Annotated in this window: 13 protein-coding genes, 1 tRNA gene and 2 rRNA genes; 12 read left to right on the forward strand and 4 right to left on the reverse strand. The window is 58.7% G+C overall.

The features are described from left to right. Positions 1-239: 239 nt before the first annotated feature. The 3 genes from WNY80_RS06650 (at position 240) to WNY80_RS06660 (ending at position 3,565) form a co-directional block, all read left to right on the forward strand. Positions 240-3,037 (forward strand): 23S ribosomal RNA (locus WNY80_RS06650). Positions 3,038-3,167: 130 nt separating this feature from the next. Next, positions 3,168-3,282, forward strand: a 5S ribosomal RNA gene (rrf, locus tag WNY80_RS06655). Between the two features lie 206 nt (positions 3,283-3,488). Next, positions 3,489-3,565: transfer RNA gene (locus tag WNY80_RS06660), tRNA-Met, on the forward strand. 324 nt (positions 3,566-3,889) lie between these two features. Here the strand turns inward: WNY80_RS06660 and WNY80_RS06665 are convergent. Both WNY80_RS06665 and WNY80_RS06670 read right to left on the reverse strand, forming a co-directional pair. Next, the gene (locus WNY80_RS06665) at positions 3,890-6,103 is read right to left on the reverse strand and encodes an amylo-alpha-1,6-glucosidase (protein ID WP_342886570.1); all 2,214 of its coding nucleotides are present in this window, start codon (positions 6,101-6,103) and stop codon (positions 3,890-3,892) included. 27 nt (positions 6,104-6,130) lie between these two features. Next, positions 6,131-7,237, reverse strand: coding sequence for a glycosyltransferase family 4 protein (locus WNY80_RS06670; protein WP_342886571.1), 1,107 nt, complete (start codon positions 7,235-7,237; stop codon positions 6,131-6,133). Positions 7,238-7,810: 573 nt separating this feature from the next. Between WNY80_RS06670 and WNY80_RS06675 the strand changes: the two genes are divergently transcribed. The 6 genes from WNY80_RS06675 to WNY80_RS06700 all read left to right on the forward strand — a co-directional run bounded on the left by WNY80_RS06675 (position 7,811) and on the right by WNY80_RS06700 (position 11,720). Further along, positions 7,811-8,287: an Hsp20 family protein gene (locus WNY80_RS06675; RefSeq protein WP_322990765.1), complete on the forward strand. Its 477-nt coding sequence runs from the start codon at positions 7,811-7,813 to the stop codon at positions 8,285-8,287. A 94-nt stretch (positions 8,288-8,381) separates the two neighbouring features. Continuing rightward, entirely contained in the window at positions 8,382-8,891 is a 510-nt protein-coding gene (locus WNY80_RS06680; protein ID WP_342886572.1) for an Hsp20/alpha crystallin family protein, read from the forward strand. Between the two features lie 112 nt (positions 8,892-9,003). Next, positions 9,004-9,720 (forward strand): NADH dehydrogenase ubiquinone Fe-S protein 4, encoded by a 717-nt coding sequence (locus WNY80_RS06685; protein WP_342886934.1) that lies wholly within the window; start codon positions 9,004-9,006, stop codon positions 9,718-9,720. Between the two features lie 8 nt (positions 9,721-9,728). After that, a complete protein-coding gene (rpoZ, locus tag WNY80_RS06690) occupies positions 9,729-10,052 on the forward strand; it encodes a DNA-directed RNA polymerase subunit omega (protein WP_342886573.1) in 324 nt (107 codons plus the stop codon). 31 nt (positions 10,053-10,083) lie between these two features. Further along, on the forward strand, positions 10,084-10,449 hold the full coding sequence (locus tag WNY80_RS06695; RefSeq protein WP_342886574.1) for an SPW repeat protein: 366 nt from the start codon (positions 10,084-10,086) through the stop codon (positions 10,447-10,449). 164 nt (positions 10,450-10,613) lie between these two features. Continuing rightward, positions 10,614-11,720, forward strand: coding sequence for a lactonase family protein (locus WNY80_RS06700; RefSeq protein ID WP_342886575.1), 1,107 nt, complete (start codon positions 10,614-10,616; stop codon positions 11,718-11,720). A 7-nt stretch (positions 11,721-11,727) separates the two neighbouring features. Here WNY80_RS06700 and WNY80_RS06705 read toward each other — a convergent pair whose 3' ends face one another. Together WNY80_RS06705 and WNY80_RS06710 are read right to left on the reverse strand one after the other, a co-directional pair. Then, positions 11,728-12,096 carry a RidA family protein gene (locus WNY80_RS06705; protein ID WP_342886935.1) on the reverse strand — a complete coding sequence of 123 codons (369 nt, stop codon included), beginning with the start codon at positions 12,094-12,096 and terminating at the stop codon, positions 11,728-11,730. 53 nt (positions 12,097-12,149) lie between these two features. Continuing rightward, the gene (locus WNY80_RS06710) at positions 12,150-12,989 is read right to left on the reverse strand and encodes an IclR family transcriptional regulator (RefSeq protein ID WP_342886576.1); all 840 of its coding nucleotides are present in this window, start codon (positions 12,987-12,989) and stop codon (positions 12,150-12,152) included. Positions 12,990-13,150: 161 nt separating this feature from the next. On the opposite strand from WNY80_RS06710, the gene WNY80_RS06715 reads away from it, so the two are divergent. From WNY80_RS06715 to WNY80_RS06725, 3 genes are read left to right on the forward strand one after another with little or no spacing between them, the layout of a single operon-like run. Further along, positions 13,151-14,164 (forward strand): succinylglutamate desuccinylase/aspartoacylase family protein, encoded by a 1,014-nt coding sequence (locus WNY80_RS06715; RefSeq protein ID WP_342886577.1) that lies wholly within the window; start codon positions 13,151-13,153, stop codon positions 14,162-14,164. Then, entirely contained in the window at positions 14,161-15,105 is a 945-nt protein-coding gene (locus tag WNY80_RS06720; RefSeq protein ID WP_342886578.1) for a threonine/serine dehydratase, read from the forward strand. Before WNY80_RS06715 ends, WNY80_RS06720 begins: the two co-directional genes overlap by 4 nt. 9 nt (positions 15,106-15,114) lie before the next feature. After that, on the forward strand, positions 15,115-16,020 hold the full coding sequence (locus WNY80_RS06725) for an amidohydrolase family protein (RefSeq protein WP_342886579.1): 906 nt from the start codon (positions 15,115-15,117) through the stop codon (positions 16,018-16,020). The last annotated feature ends 9 nt before the right edge of the window (positions 16,021-16,029 follow it).

Genomic DNA, 16,029 nt, shown 5'->3' on the forward strand with positions numbered 1-16,029 from the left:
GGCGCGTTCATCGGACAGGCAGGATCCGAACACGTCGATGACATCTGACATGGCCAGGGCTGTAAAAGGTAGTCCTGGTTTTTTGAGTGGTTCTGATCCTTGCAAGGATCCGGGCCATTCGGTGCTTTCCAATCACTCGTGATCTGGAGGCAGGCTTAGTTTGGCACCCCACGAGCGTATGCGAAGTGGATCAGGTTTGCCAAACCAGGCAAATAGGGATGGGCATTGGCAATGAGAATGATCAAGCGTCATAAGGGCATTCGGTGGATGCCTTGGCATGCACAGGCGATGAAGGACGTGATACGCTGCGATAAGCGTCGGGGAGCTGCGAATAAGCTTTGATCCGACGATTTCCGAATGGGGAAACCCACCTTAGATGCCTAGAAAATCAGAATTGTCAGCAATGGCAATTGTGGTTTCTAGGTATCGTTACAAGGTATCTTATCCTGAATACATAGGGGTAAGAAGCGAACGCGGGGAACTGAAACATCTAAGTACCCGTAGGAAAGGACATCAACCGAGACTCCGTCAGTAGCGGCGAGCGAACGCGGACCAGGCCAGTGGCATGGTTAAGTAAAGTGGAACGATCTGGAAAGTTCGGCCGTAGCGGGTGATAGCCCCGTACACGTAATCCTTAATCTTGTCCTAGAGTAAGGCGGGACACGTGAAATCCTGTCTGAACGTGGGGGGACCACCCTCCAAGCCTAAGTACTCGTGCATGACCGATAGCGAACAAGTACCGTGAGGGAAAGGTGAAAAGCACCCCGACAAGGGGAGTGAAATAGTTCCTGAAACCGGATGCCTACAAGCAGTCGGAGGGCGAAAGCCTGACGGCGTACCTTTTGTATAATGGGTCAACGACTTAGTGCATCAAGCAAGCTTAAGCCGATAGGTGTAGGCGCAGCGAAAGCGAGTCTTAATAGGGCGATTAGTTTGTTGCATTAGACCCGAAACCGAGTGATCTAGCCATGAGCAGGTTGAAGGTTGGGTAACACCAACTGGAGGACCGAACCCGCATCTGTTGCAATAGATTGGGATGACTTGTGGTTAGGGGTGAAAGGCCAATCAAACTCGGAGATAGCTGGTTCTCCGCGAAATCTATTTAGGTAGAGCGTCGACCGAATACCCTCGGGGGTAGAGCACTGGATGGGCTATGGGGACTCACCGTCTTACTGATCCTAACCAAACTCCGAATACCGAGGAGTACTAGTCGGCAGACACACGGCGGGTGCTAACGTCCGTCGTGAAGAGGGAAACAACCCTGACCTCCATCTAAGGTCCCTAAGTCATGGCTAAGTGGGAAAGGATGTGAGACTCCCAAAACAACCAGGATGTTGGCTTAGAAGCAGCCATCATTTAAAGAAAGCGTAACAGCTCACTGGTCTAATTAAGGGGTCTTGCGCCGAAAATGTACCGGGGCTAAAGCCATGCACCGAAGCTGAGGATGTGCAGTTTACTGCACGTGGTAGCGGAGCGTTCTGTAAGTCTGTGAAGGGAGACCCGTGAGGGCTCCTGGAGATATCAGAAGTGCGAATGTTGACATGAGTAACGATAAAGGGAGTGAGAGACTCCCTCGCCGAAAGACCAAGGGTTCCTGCTTAAAGTTAATCTGAGCAGGGTGAGCCGGCCCCTAAGGCGAGGCCGAAAGGCGTAGTCGATGGGAACCACGTTAATATTCGTGGGCCTGGTGGTAGTGACGGATCTCGTGTGTTGTCTTTCCTTACTGGATTGGGAAGGCAGCGAAGAGGTTCCAGGAAATAGCTCCACCGTATAGACCGTACCCGAAACCGACACAGGTGGTCAGGTAGAGAATACCAAGGCGCTTGAGAGAACTGCGTTGAAGGAACTCGGCAAATTGCACGCGTAACTTCGGAAGAAGCGTGACCCTTGTTTACGCAAGTAGATGAGGGTGGCACAGACCAGGGGGTAGCGACTGTTTATCAAAAACACAGGGCTCTGCGAAGTCGCAAGACGACGTATAGGGCCTGACGCCTGCCCGGTGCTGGAAGGTTAAGAGGAGAGGTGCAAGCTTTGAATCGAAGCCCCAGTAAACGGCGGCCGTAACTATAACGGTCCTAAGGTAGCGAAATTCCTTGTCGGGTAAGTTCCGACCTGCACGAATGGCGTAACGACTTCCCCGCTGTCTCCAACGCAGACTCAGTGAAATTGAATTCCCCGTGAAGATGCGGGGTTCCTGCGGTCAGACGGAAAGACCCCGTGCACCTTTACTATAGCTTTACACTGGCATTCGCCAAGGCATGTGTAGGATAGGTGGTAGGCTTTGAAGCGTGGGCGCCAGCTCGCGTGGAGCCATCCTTGAAATACCACCCTTATCTTCGTGGATGTCTAACCGCGGCCCGTTATCCGGGTCCGGGACAGTGTATGGTGGGTAGTTTGACTGGGGCGGTCGCCTCCGAAAGAGTAACGGAGGCGCGCGATGGTAGGCTCAGACCGGTCGGAAATCGGTCGTCGAGTGCAATGGCATAAGCCTGCCTGACTGCGAGACTGACAAGTCGAGCAGAGACGAAAGTCGGTCATAGTGATCCGGTGGTCCCGCGTGGAAGGGCCATCGCTCAACGGATAAAAGGTACGCCGGGGATAACAGGCTGATGACCCCCAAGAGTCCATATCGACGGGGTTGTTTGGCACCTCGATGTCGGCTCATCGCATCCTGGGGCTGGAGCAGGTCCCAAGGGTTTGGCTGTTCGCCAATTAAAGCGGTACGTGAGCTGGGTTCAGAACGTCGTGAGACAGTTCGGTCCCTATCTGCCGTGGGTGTAGGAATATTGATAGGATCTGTCCCTAGTACGAGAGGACCGGGATGGACGTATCTCTGGTGGACCTGTTGTCGTGCCAACGGCATAGCAGGGTAGCTATATACGGAATGGATAACCGCTGAAGGCATCTAAGCGGGAAACCAACCTAAAAACGAGTATTCCCTGAGAGTCGTGGAAGACTACCACGTTGATAGGCTGGGTGTGGAAGCGCAGTAATGTGTGAAGCTTACCAGTACTAATAGCTCGATCGGCTTGATTGTTCTCATTGCTCGTGCCCATCAAAACACGATGCGCATCAATGACGTGTTCAAAACCATTAGGATTAGCCATCCGCCAGCTTCTCAATCAACTTGCACATGCAGCCCATGTGCATATGTTGCGCTTTGCCGACCTGGTGGTCATGGCGGGGCGGGTGCACCCGTTCCCATTCCGAACACGGCCGTGAAACGCCCCAGCGCCGATGGTACTTCGTCTTAAGACGCGGGCGAGGAGGTCGCTGCCAGGTCTGCAACGCGCAACACATATCTTCTCATTCTTACGAAAATTGGAACTTCCGCGGGTCGCAGTCGCGGCCCGTTTTTGCTTTTATGCCTTGAGACAATCCTCAAGGCCTGTCGCGGGGTGGAGCAGCCCCCGCCGAACCGCAGAGGCCAAAAACCTCGAGGACCGGCAAACAAAAGACCGGGCTTTGTCCGGAAGCTCAGACTTTATCGCGGGGTGGAGCAGCCCGGTAGCTCGTCAGGCTCATAACCTGAAGGTCGCAGGTTCAAATCCTGCCCCCGCAACCAAATTCCCAAATGACATGCAGACGTCGCAGGCGCAGACGCTTCGCGTCTACTGGCGAGGTTGCGCCTCGCACTATGCGCCATAACCTGAAATCCTCTCGGCGTTTGCTGCGCAATCGCCTGCCGGATCAGCGGGTCGCAGGTTCAAATCCTGCCCCCGCAACCAAATCAAAACATACAGCAATGCATCAACAGCGCCCCCACGGGCGCTGCTTGCGTTTGGAGAGACCCGGGGGCGGCCGTGCAAGCAACGGAAGCGATGGATGGCCCGTACGCGAATGCGAAATGGCCTTGATTTTCCATACCGCATCGATCCTGGTCCAGGCCTCAGTTGGTCGTCACAACCTTGATTTCTCCCTTGCGTTCAAGAACATCGACGACGACCTTTGATCGGGTTCCGCGCAGGGCGATATCAGCGGATGCCGAACCCAGCCTCAGGTTCCTCAGGACAACTTCATCGGTGATGGATGGAAGCACCGGCTGATTGAGTGACAACTGTCCCGAACGCGGATTGAAACCGAGGCCTATTACGGTCGCAAGGAGGAACAGGGGCGCTGCGGCGGCCCAGGCCTGCGGAATGCACGAGACGGGATAGAATGTCGGGCCCTTGCCGCGCTGGCGGACAAAACCGCAATAGAGTTCGGGCAAACGCCTGAGGTCGATATAGGTCGATGTGGCGAACAGTGCCTCGAAGATGCGCGCGGCCTCGGCCCGGTATCCGTACCGTACGAAACCGGCGGCAATCAGCGCATTGTCATGGGGCCAGACCGATCCATTGTGATAGCTCATCGGATTGTAGCGCGCCTCGGACGCGGCGATGGTGCGCACGCCCCAGCCACAAAATGATGACTGCGCCATCAGGGTATCGACGACCGCGCCTGCGCGTTCCGGAAAGGCAATTCCGGTAAACAGTGCATGCCCGGCATTTGACGATCGAACGCGGCAAGGCTTCTTCTCGCCGTCGAGTGCCAGGATGTAGGTCTGCAACTCTTCGTCGAAGAATGCCTTGTCGAACTGGATGCGCAATGTCTCGGCCATGTGGTCGAAGTTCGAGGCCTCGTCATCCTTGTCCAGCTGGCGGGCAATGGCCGCTGCCGCCCGCCAAGCGCCATAGACATAGGCCTGGACTTCGACCAGGGCGATTGGCCCTTTCGCAAGCCTGCCGTCCTTGTGGAACACGGAGTCGTGGCTGTCCTTCCAGCCCTGATTGGCCAGTCCCTTGTCGGTTCGGGCGCCATACTCGACGAAACCGTCACCGTCGCGGTCACCGAAACGGGTAATCCAGTCCAGTGCCGCGGAGATATGGGGCCAGAGGCCGCGCAGTGTTTCGAGGTCGCCAGTCCGTTGCAGATAGGCGCCCGCCAGCATGACGAAAAGCGGCGTCGAATCGATACTGCCGTAATATCGCCGGAAGGGAACCTCGCCGAGTTCGGCCATCTCGCCGTAGCGCATTTCGTGCAGGATCTTGCCGGGTTCGGCGTCGGCTTCGGGGTCGAAGTCCACTGCCTGGTTGGCCGCCAGATGCTTCAGGACGCCGCACGCGATGGCCGGGTCGAGCCATAGAGTTTCAAGCGCCGTTATCAACGCGTCACGGCCGAAGACCGTACTGAACCAGGGGATGCCGGCGTAGGGGTATGGCCCTTCCGGTGTATCGGTCATAAGCATATAGAGATCTGCGACGCTGCGGCGGGCGGCCTCATTGAAAATGTCATTGGAGGTCTCGATCGAGGCCGCACGGGCGGACGCGTGCCGAAGCGCACGGTGGGCGCGTCGCAGGGCGGAGAAATAGGCTTTTCTTGGCGGCGTTCTTTCTTCGCTTCGCTCGTCGCAGATAATCTCGATGAAGAAGGACCGGGCTTCGCGTGGCGCAAGGGTGACGTGGTAGCGGGCACGATCTCCCGCAATGGTTTCGGGCTCGGGATCGAAACGCAGAATCGTTGCGCGTGTGCGCCCGTCGAGACCGAGATAGGACAGGGATACGCGATCGGCTTCGACCTCGGGTTCGGCCAGCTGCCCGCGCCTGGTGCGTTGCTGGCCGCGGATTTCGAACAGGTCGGCAAAGTCGGCCGCAAATGCGATATCGAGATGAACCGTGCGTTCCCTGTCATCGAAATTGCGGAGCAGGAGCCTCTCGTAGCAGACACCGTTCAGCAGAAACCTTGTCTTCCTTATGTGCAGCAAATCGTGGCAGAGCGTGTCACCGCCGGGTTCGATGATGATGTCGGGGTTGGTGAGGTCGCAGTTCAGCGTGGCGTTGTCGTCACCCAGGGTCGAGGACAGCAGCAACGGATGAAGACCGTTGATCGTCAGGCTGAGGTGGGACAGGTGCCGCGTATCCCGGTGGAATATGCCTTCCGGGTTGCCAGGCCAGGACACGGCATCGCCATGTTCGTCGAACACGGCGAATGTGTCGCCGTGTTTAAGTGTTCGCGAGCCGCGTTCATAGCGGATCGCGGCTTCGGGTACGCCGCCTGGCGGCGTGGTGGTGGAGCCGGCAGGGGCCGGCTCCTTTCTGTCGGTCAATGCGAGCGCGGGATCCACGGCAGGTTTTCCTTGATCAGACGGGGGTCAGGCCGTGTCGCCGATGGCAAAGGGCGCCGCGTTTCCATTGGCAGCATGAAGCGGCAATTGTCCGATGTTGCCGTACTCGCTGACGAGTGAACGGTAGATTTCGACATAGTCATTGGCCATCCTCGCTGCGGTGAAACGCTTGTTGAACGTGCCGCGGACGGTTCTGCGGTCAAGCTGGTCCAGTTTGCCGACGGCATCCACAGCCTCGTCAATATCGTGGACAATGAAGCCGGACACATTGTCGTCGATGACTTCAGGGACGGACCCGCATTCGAAGGCGATGACCGGCGTGCCGCACGCCATGGCCTCGATCATGACCAGGCCGAAAGGTTCGGGCCAGTCTATGGGGAACAGCAGCGCTTTCGCATTGCCGAGGAAATCGGCTTTCTGCGTCTCGTTGATTTCGCCGACATATTCGACATTGTCGTGTTTCTCGACCAGGGGGGCAATCTGGTTTTGCCAGTAGGCCTCGTCGGCCTTGTCGACCTTGGCGGCGATCTTCAGCTTCATGCCTGCGCGCGCGGCAATCTCGATCGCACGGTCGGGGCGTTTTTCCGGTGAAATGCGTCCCAGGAAAGCGAGATATCCGCCCCCGGGTGTCCCGGTGAACGGCAGGACGTCTGAAGTCAGCCCGTGGTAGACGGTGCCAGCCCAGTTGACCGGCGGCATCGGACGGCGCTGGTCGTTGGAAATCGAGACCAGCGGGATATTTGGAAAGGCCGCGTAGAGAGGTTTGAGATCAGGCAAGTCCAGCCGTCCATGCAGCGTGGTGACGGTCTTGCCAGCGAACGTGCTGATCAGCGGGAAGTGCAGGAGATCGATGTGAAAATGCAGGATGTCGAAGTCGTCGGCGCGCTTGCGCACTTCCTCCAGCATCATGACGTGATAGGGGGTTGGATCCTGAATGGCGGGATTGAGCCGTAGCGCCATATCCGAACACCGCACGAGTTTGGCGGATGTCACGGAATCACCGCTGGCGAACAGGGTGACATCATGGCCCTGGCGGACGAGTTCTTCCGTCAAATAGGAGACAATGCGTTCCGTGCCGCCATAGAGCTTTGGCGGGACCCGTTCGGCAAGTGGTGCGATTTGTGCGATTTTCATCAAAACCTCCTTTGAGAAGCGAAGTTCGGACAATGAACAAGCGAAGATCGCTTTCGCCATCTCCGGTCCGGGGCACCTTTGAGGCCACCCGCGTCATCCTCTTCTGGAGATTTTGCGTGTTGCCCAGCCGGGCCATCGCACCCGCACTGTCGCTCCGCCATCGAGAACACGCCAACAAGGTTCAGGCGGATACGGTCTCGCAAACGCTCCTTCCGATCAATGACAACAATGTTCTGAACACTCCGCAAATTGCGGAGCCAATTTGGATTTAGGAAGCGGGAGGTTCGCTTCAATAGGATTTTTTGGATTTTTCAACACCCCGGTGAGGGGGCGTGCCGGCGCGGCATCGAACGCGGGAAAAGCTGCCTGCACCTGTCGAGCTGAGCTGTTTCGTTCGGCGGTAACACCCGGGCGCAAATTTTTCGAGGCTGCTGTCGGATGCCTCTTGAAGCAGCAAGGTGCCGAATTAAATCAGTATTGCCTGATCGCCCAAATGGGGGTCGGCAAGTCCAGGAGGCGCCTGTGCTCTTGGCGCCCCCTTGTATCCATGTTGCTTATAAGGAGGATATGGCTATGAGGACAAACCTCGATTTTTCTCCCCTTTTCCGGTCGAGCATCGGCTTTGACCGAATGCTGGACGCGCTCGAAGCTGCAAGCCGGGTCGAGTCGATCGACAACTGGCCACCCTACGACATTATCAAGACCGGTGAAGACGATTACCGCATTGCTATGGCAGTGGCGGGCTTCTCGCAGGATGAACTGACGATCACGCAGGAGCAGAACATGCTCGTTGTTGCGGGGCAGAAGGAAGATACCCGGGAAGAGCAATATCTGCATCGCGGCATCGCCGACCGGACGTTCCAGCGCCGGTTCGAACTCGCAGACCACGTCAAGGTCGTGGGGGCGGGACTTGTCAACGGCCTGCTGACCATCGATCTCAAGCGGGAAATCCCTGAAGAGATGAAACCTCGCAAGATCGAGATTTCGACCGAGATGGCTCTGCCGAAGGTCGATACGAAACAGATCGAGGCCGAGAAGCAGGCGGCCTGACACCCGAAACAACGCGGTATCAACCAAGGCGCAGGGCATGGCCCCGCGCCACGGACAGACTTTGCCAAATCAACCAGTAGAGAGGAGAAAAAACATGAGTGTTCGTGATCTGATCCCCTGGGGCCGCAACAATGGCAACCAGGTTCCGAGTCTCCTGCGCGATGACGACCGCGATCCCTTCCTGTCATTGCATCGCGAAGTGAACCGGCTGTTTGACGACGCCTTCCGCCGCTTTGGCTCCGGCCTGCCGGCCTTCGGCAACGGCTTCGGCTTCAGCGGCGGCTGGCCGAGCGTCGAGATCTCCGACACCGACAAGCAGATCACGGTGACGGCGGAAGTGCCCGGCCTTGAGGAAAAGGACATTGAGGTGCTCCTCAATGATGGCGTGCTGACGCTGAAGGGCGAAAAGCACTCCGAAAACGAGGACAAGGACCGCCGGTTCTCCGAGCGTTATTACGGCCGTTTCGAGCGCCGCATTCCGCTCGGCGCCGAGATCAAGGAGGACCAGGTCGACGCCCGCTTCAAGAACGGCGTGCTGACGGTCGTCTTGCCGAAGACCGAAGAGGCCCAGTCGCAGGTCAAGCGCATCGCTATCAAGAGTTGACCGGTTCAACCCACATTGGCGGCCGGCCCTGTGGCGGCCGCCAATATCCTTCGCCAACCGGGAGGGATCAATGATGGAGACTGCAAGAGAGACAAAACCAGAAATCGAAACGATGGCAGCCGGGTTACGTGCGTTAAACGACAACCGGCGAAGTTTTCTTGCCTCGGGAGGCTCTGTGTTTCCCAAGGACGCGCGTGCGCTCATCTTCAAGCCGTCACGCTCGGTAACCACGTCGGGGACAGCGCGTACGAAGGGCTGGCGGCTCGTCTTCGAGCGTCGCAGTGCGCCGTTCGTGGAGCCCTTGATGGGCTATACCGGCGGCGGGGATACGCTCACGCAAGTGGAGCTCACCTTCCCCACCCTTCAATCCGCCATCCGCTATGCAGAGCGGCAGGGGCTGGCTTATGTCGTGAGACGACCGGTCGACAAGGCGGTTGCCTCGGCCAAGCAGAGAACCGTCCGGCGACCGGACCGGCCATCACATGCCTTCGCTGATGCGGTACTGGAGCGGCTCGGTCTTGCTGCGCTGCAGGAGAGCTACGGGAGGGCCATGGATGGGGCGGCAATCCGCGATGATGCCTCCGGCCCGGCCACCTGGCCGAACCCGATGGACGTCACGCGCGACCCGGCGCTGTCACTTGAGGCAAAGCGCTCGATCCTGATGAATTGGGCCTGGACGGAATACCTCGCAGACCAGGCCACCAACGAGGGCATGCCGGAGAATGGGCGTCCGTCGCGCCTATGCGACGTCGAGCAGGCGTTGCTCGCGCTCGAGCGGGAGGTCAAACGCGCGCAGGCCCATCCTGTGGCCGGGCGCAAAGCCGCATGAGGTGACCCATGGATCCGCTTGTTGTTTTTGACTGCGAGAAGGTTCTTCCCAACAGGTTTGCACTGGTGCTGGCTGCAGCCGCGCGCACCCGTGCACTGAACCGTGGGGCAGAGCCGAGACTTGATGTGCAGGGTCTGAACGCGAGCGATCTCGCATTGCAGGAGATCGCCCGGGGTGCGTTCAACAAGGATGAACTGGCGCCGTTCCTGTTTGCATCGACGGCGCTCACGCGTCTTCCTGCACCCAGCTCCACAACACCCGAGCTTCGCGGCGACGGCTGTTCGGATGCCGCCGCCGCCCCCGCCGCCTCCTCCCGGGAGGCGGCCCATTGATGATGCAACCAACCGATGAGGAGAAAGAACGATGCTGAAGTCCCTGTCTTTGAACAACCGGACGGCTTTCGATATCGTCAATGTCGTTGCCGGTCTTGGTCTTCTGGTTTCACCCTGGCTGCTCGGCTTCACCGCCGAGACCTACGCCGCCTGGAATGGCTGGATCGTGGGCGCGGCCATCGCCCTGATTGCCGTCGCTGCGCTTTATGCCTTCTATGAGGTGGAGGAGTGGATCAACCTCGCGCTTGGTGTATGGGCGCTGGCCGCTCCCTGGGTGCTCGGCTTCTCAGCCGTGACTGCTGCCATGTGGGCGCATGTGATTGCCGGTATTGTTGTCGCGGCATTGGCCGCCGGCAGCATCTGGTTCAGCCACAACCGTCCGTGGTCGACTGCATGAGCCAATTGAACGGGTCCGGGGCCTTCGGGCCCGTTCCTTTTTATGTCTTTGGTACCTCCGACCTTAAACAGTTTGAACAATTGTCGCCCGGATCCCGCCCTTCCCGGGTATCGGAAATGCATCCTTTCTGTATATAATTTTGCCATCCGGGGATGAGGGGTGACATGGAAACCAAATTGCTTGCTTTCGTTGGCTGTCTCAATCGTGAGGCACCCTATTTCCAAGGCGCCCGGGGAAAAGGCCTTGTGGTCTATTGCTTTGATGAACAAACACTCGAAGCAGAGCTGATTTGCGAAACCGAGGGCGTCGACAATCCGACTTTCCTGTCTGTCAGCAAGGATGGACGCCGGGTCTATGCGAATTCCGAGGTTTTCGTCTGGGGTGAGGGGCTTGTCACCGCATTTGCCTTCGACCGTGAGCGCGCGGAATTGCAACACATCAACATGCGCCCTTCAATGGGCAGCATCACGGCGCACAACATGGTGACGCGCGACGGCAGCAAGCTTCTGGTTGCCAATTATGCAATGGGGGATGGCGGGCCGGATCAATCGCTGGTGGTCTACGGCATCCGCGAGGACGGCGGCCTCACCGAGCCTCTTGCAAGCGTGATGCATCATGGAAGCGGTCCGAACAAGGAGCGCCAGGAGCGCAGCCATGCACACAGTTTCACGGAGATGGTTCAGGGCAATATCGCGATAGCCTGTGATCTCGGACTCGATCAGCTGATCAGCTACGGGATCGGCGATGATGGCGGACTGGAACGTCTGTCCGAAGTGGCGATGCCGCAGGGATCGGGCCCCCGGCACCTTGCTCTCGACCCGAAGGGGCGGTTCGGATTCGTCACCAACGAGCTCGATTCCACGATCTCTTCATTGCGGCTGGATGCCACGAACGGACAGATGGAATTGCTCGACACCCAGCTGGCGGTTCCTGCCGATGCGCGGGCGTACAATCATTGCGCCGATATACAGATCTCGCCGGACGGCCGTTTCGTCTATGCTTCGAACAGGGGGCATGACAGCATTGTCATTCATGCCGTCGATCAGGACAGCGGCATGCTGTCGCTTGTCGGCCATGTGCCGTGCGGCGGGGCGACGCCGCGCAAGATCACGCTGACACCATCGGGCAACACGCTGTTGTCCGCGAACCAGAACGGCGACTGCATCGCGATCTTCCGGCGCGATGCAGAGAGTGGAATGCTGAGAGATACCGGGCGCACAATAGAGGTTGGTACGCCGATGTGCATCAAGTTTGCCGTGTGCCCTGCCTGATAAACGCCTATAGCGGCTTGTAGGCTACGGCTTCAATCTCGACCTTGATGTCGAGCATGAGCCGGCTTTCGACGGTTGAACGCGCAGGCGGATCCTTCGGGAAATAGCTGCCGTAGGTGGCATTGAATCCGCTGAAATCACGGGCGTCGGCGATCCATGCGGTCGTCTTGACGACATCGTCCATCGTGCAACCTGCAAGTTTGAGTACCGCTTTCACGTTTTCGAGAACCTGTTCGGTCTGCTCCGCTATGCCGCCGGAAACGAAGGTGCCGTCATCCCTCACGGGAACCTGTCCCGAAACATAGACGAAGTCGCCCGCACGAACGGCAGGCGACAGCGGCACTTTCGCGCTTCCAAAACACTGCTTTACCATGATGTCCTCCGCTTGTTTTCGATCCACCGCTCCCGGGATCGGTTTGAATTCTGGTGTTACGATTTTAGGCCGGAAAGATCGGGTTGCGGCAGATGGCCACCGATTTCCTCCGACAGAGACGCTGCGCATTCATAGAGCTGTTGTGCGGCGTCCTTGAGCTGGACGTTGTTTTCGACCCAAACCAGGTAGGGCATGGTCAGGGCGGCCATCGCCACTCCGTTCGCATCCAGCACCGGATAGCTGATGTCGGTAATGCCGCCCAGGGTTTCGCCGCTGACAAATTCATATCCGCGCTTCCGAATCTCTTCGACGGCGGCAATGTACCTGTTTGCTTGCTTGTCGTTCTCGCTGCTCGCCTCGGCCAGTTCGCGGACGAGCTTTTGGCGATACGATTCGGGCTGAAAGGCCAGCAGCACCCTTCCGGATGCGGTTTTGAAGACAGGGCGCTGGGTCCCGACGCGCACCCTGAAACCGATAGGTGCGGGATTGTCGGCGACCATGACAACGCGGGTTTCCTGGCCTTCGATGATCGAGATGACGACAACCTGCTCCACCCGCGTCGCCAGACGGTCGAGCAGGGGAAGTGCTGATTGCAGCAGGCGTTTGACAGGCAAATGGTTCGAGGCAAGGTCGAAAAGCTTCATCGACAGCTGGAACGAGTCGTCTTCGTCCCGCCGGACATAGCCCCGCCGCTCCAGTGACAGGACAACCCGGTAAACCTCCTGAACCGACCTCGTCAGCCGCTGTGCGATCTGGCTGAGGGTCAGGCCCTCGGCCTGGCTGGCCAGCAACTCGAGAATGTCCAAACCCTTCTCGAGAGCCGGCGCGCGGTAGGCGGAAGCGACCGGTTCCTTGTCGGGGGTTCTGCCCCTTCGTTTCGTCTCAACTTTGGCCATTTGAGCCCCCTGTTGTCCGCTGACCTATTAGCACCAAGCATTGACAGATGCTAGTATCACGGGTAAACAAATGTTTTTATATAGAAAAATAGATGGTGGATGTTTGCCCTGCATCTGCCCCACGAGGGACACCCTTTCAGGCACCCAAAGCATGAACTGGAATGAACGTGACACAGCAGGCGTGGCAAACAGACATCGACTTTGACAAGGCCGGAAAACAGACCGGTTTCATCCGCCTGCCCTATTCGGGGCATGATGATGCATGGGGTGTTCTGCCGGTGCCGATCGCGGTCATCAGCAACGGCGAGGGGCCGACCGTCATTCTCCAGGGCGGCAATCACGGCGACGAATATGAAGGACCGATTGTTCTGGGCGAAGTCATTCGCGAACTCGATCCGGCCAGCCTCAATGGAAGGCTCATCATTGTTCCGGCGATCAACCTTCCCGCGGTCAATGCGGGCCAGCGTGTCTCCCCCATCGACGGGTTGAACTTCAACCGGACCTTTCCCGGCGACCCGTTCGGATCTCCGACAATGCAGTTGTCGTCGCTGGTAAACGACTTCCTGTTCCCGATCGCCGATGCCTTCGTCGATCTGCATTCGGGCGGATCGTCCCTCTCCATCATTCCAAGTGCGATCATCGATCCCTCCGATGACCCGGCGCTGACTGACAAGATCCGAAGCGCGGTTGCCGCTTTTGAAGCGCCGATGACCGTTGTCATCTCCAATCGCGGCGACCCGCGAACCTCGACAGCCAGTGCCGTGCGTGCCGGACTTGTCACCGTGGGCACGGAACTTGGCGGTGCCGGTACGGTGTCGCCTGATGCGATCAAGGTCTGCCGGAACGGCATTCAAAACCTGCTGCGCCATTTCGGCATGATTGAAAGCAAATCTACACCGGCCGAAAGCCGAACCCCAAACATCGTCCATGAACTGACGCCCAAGGCGCATCACCTGTCGGAAGATGATGGCGTTTTTGAACCGCTTCACACATTGGGGACGGAAGTGCGCGCCGGACAACTGGCGGGCAGGGTCCACTTCCTGTCCGATCCGAGACGCAAGCCGGCAGAGCTGATCTACGCGACTGACGGCGTGCTTTACGGTCTGCGCCATCCCGGCCGCGTCCGCCCGGGCAATTGCTGCGCCGTCGTTGCATCGCGGTGCCCGGTACAATGAAGCTTGGTCTCGACGACATCACCGCAGCGCGGGTGCGAATTGCCCCCTCCATCCGCAAAACTCCGCTGATGGAGGCGGCAGCACTGAGCGCGCCTCTCACCGATGCGACGCTTCGGCTCAAGCTCGAGTGCTTGCAGGTCAGCGGTTCATTCAAGGCGCGGGGGGCAACCAACAAGCTGCTGTGCACTCCCCGTGACGCACTTGCGCAGGGGGTCGTTACGGCCTCGGGCGGCAATCATGCCCTGGCGACGGTGCGTGCAGCCAATTCCGCTGGTGTGAAATCCACGATCTTCGTGCCTGACACGATTGCTCCATACAAGCTGGAGCGGTTGCGCTCGATGGGCGCCACCGTCAACGTCACCGGTTCGGTGTGGAACCAGACTAACGAGCATGCACTGGAATTCGCCAGGCTTTCCGGCGCGGCCTATTTTCACCCCTTTGCCGATCCGGCCGTGATGGCCGGGCAGGGAACACTGGCGCTCGAGATACTGGACGAAATGCCGGATCTCGATGCAATTCTCATCGCCATTGGTGGCGGTGGGCTGATAACCGGCATGGCTGTGGCGTTGAAGACGCTCAAGCCCTCGATCCGCATCATCGGCATCGAGCCCCGCGGCTGCCCGACTTTCCACGCTTCCATTGCCGCCGGAAAGGTGGTCACCGTGCCCGAAGTGACCACGCGCGTGGCCACCATGGCCTGTGCCCGCACGGACCCTGGTGTCTTCGAGATATCGCGCAACCTGATCGATGACATTGTGCTTCTGGACGATTCCGAGATGGAGGACGCCGCGCGCTGGCTCTGGTCCGAGCTTGGCCTTGCCGCCGATCTCAGCGGTGCCGCAGCCGTTGCGGCCTTGCGCGGCGGCCATGTTTCGTTTGCCGCGGGACAGCAGGTTTGCGCACTTGTCTGTGGTACGGGAACGGAAGGTATTCCTGATTGAGGATCAGCCATGAGCAACACGATCTACCAAGGACCGATCATCGATGCCCACCACCACTTGTGGGACCTGAGCCTGAACCGCCATCACTGGCTGGCGGCCACCGGCCGCGGTGACGGGTTGGCGCCGTTGCGGCGCAACTTCCTGGTCGAGGACTACCTGCAACAATCCGCATGCGCCAATATTGTCGCCACGGTTCATGCCGAGGCCAATTGGGATCCCGCCGATCCCCTGGGTGAAGTGGAATGGCTCGACACCCTGGCACGGCCGGATGGTCTTGCTGCGCGTTATGTCGCTTACGCGGCGCTGGCGAGAGCCGACGTCGAAGCAACACTCGAGCGGCTTGCTGCCCATTCACGCGTTGCCGGCATCAGGGAAATCCTGACGTGGCACCCGGATCCGGCAAAGGCGCGCACGGCGGATGCCGGGATCATGAAAAGCCCGGCGTGGCTGAAGGGTCTTGCTGCGCTCCATCGCCACGGCCTGAGTTTTGATTTGCTGATCTCGCCATGGCAGCTGGCCGATACGTTGCAGCTCGCGACCGATCATCCCGAAATCCGATTTGCCGTCAATCACTGCGGCAGTCCGATGGACCGCGATGCGGAAGGGCTTGCCCGCTGGCGCGAAGGCCTTCATGCGCTGGCGGCGGCTGACAACGTCGTCCTGAAAATTTCCGATCCTGTTGCCTATGATCCGCAATGGACGGTCGAAAGCCTGGCGGCGGTTGTCAATCATTGCATAGATTGCTTCACGCCCAGCCGCTGCATGTTCGCCAGCGACTATCCGGTATCAGCCTTGCATATCTCGTTCGAGGAATGGCTGTCGGTGTTCAGCGGGATCGTCGGCAGTCTTTCGGACGCAGAGAAGCGCTCGATCTTTCATGATTGCGCGCGCGATTTCTACCAGGTCGCCGTCTAGCCTCTCTCC

The organism is Hoeflea sp. AS16, from assembly GCF_038900095.1.
GTDB lineage: Bacteria > Pseudomonadota > Alphaproteobacteria > Rhizobiales > Rhizobiaceae > Hoeflea.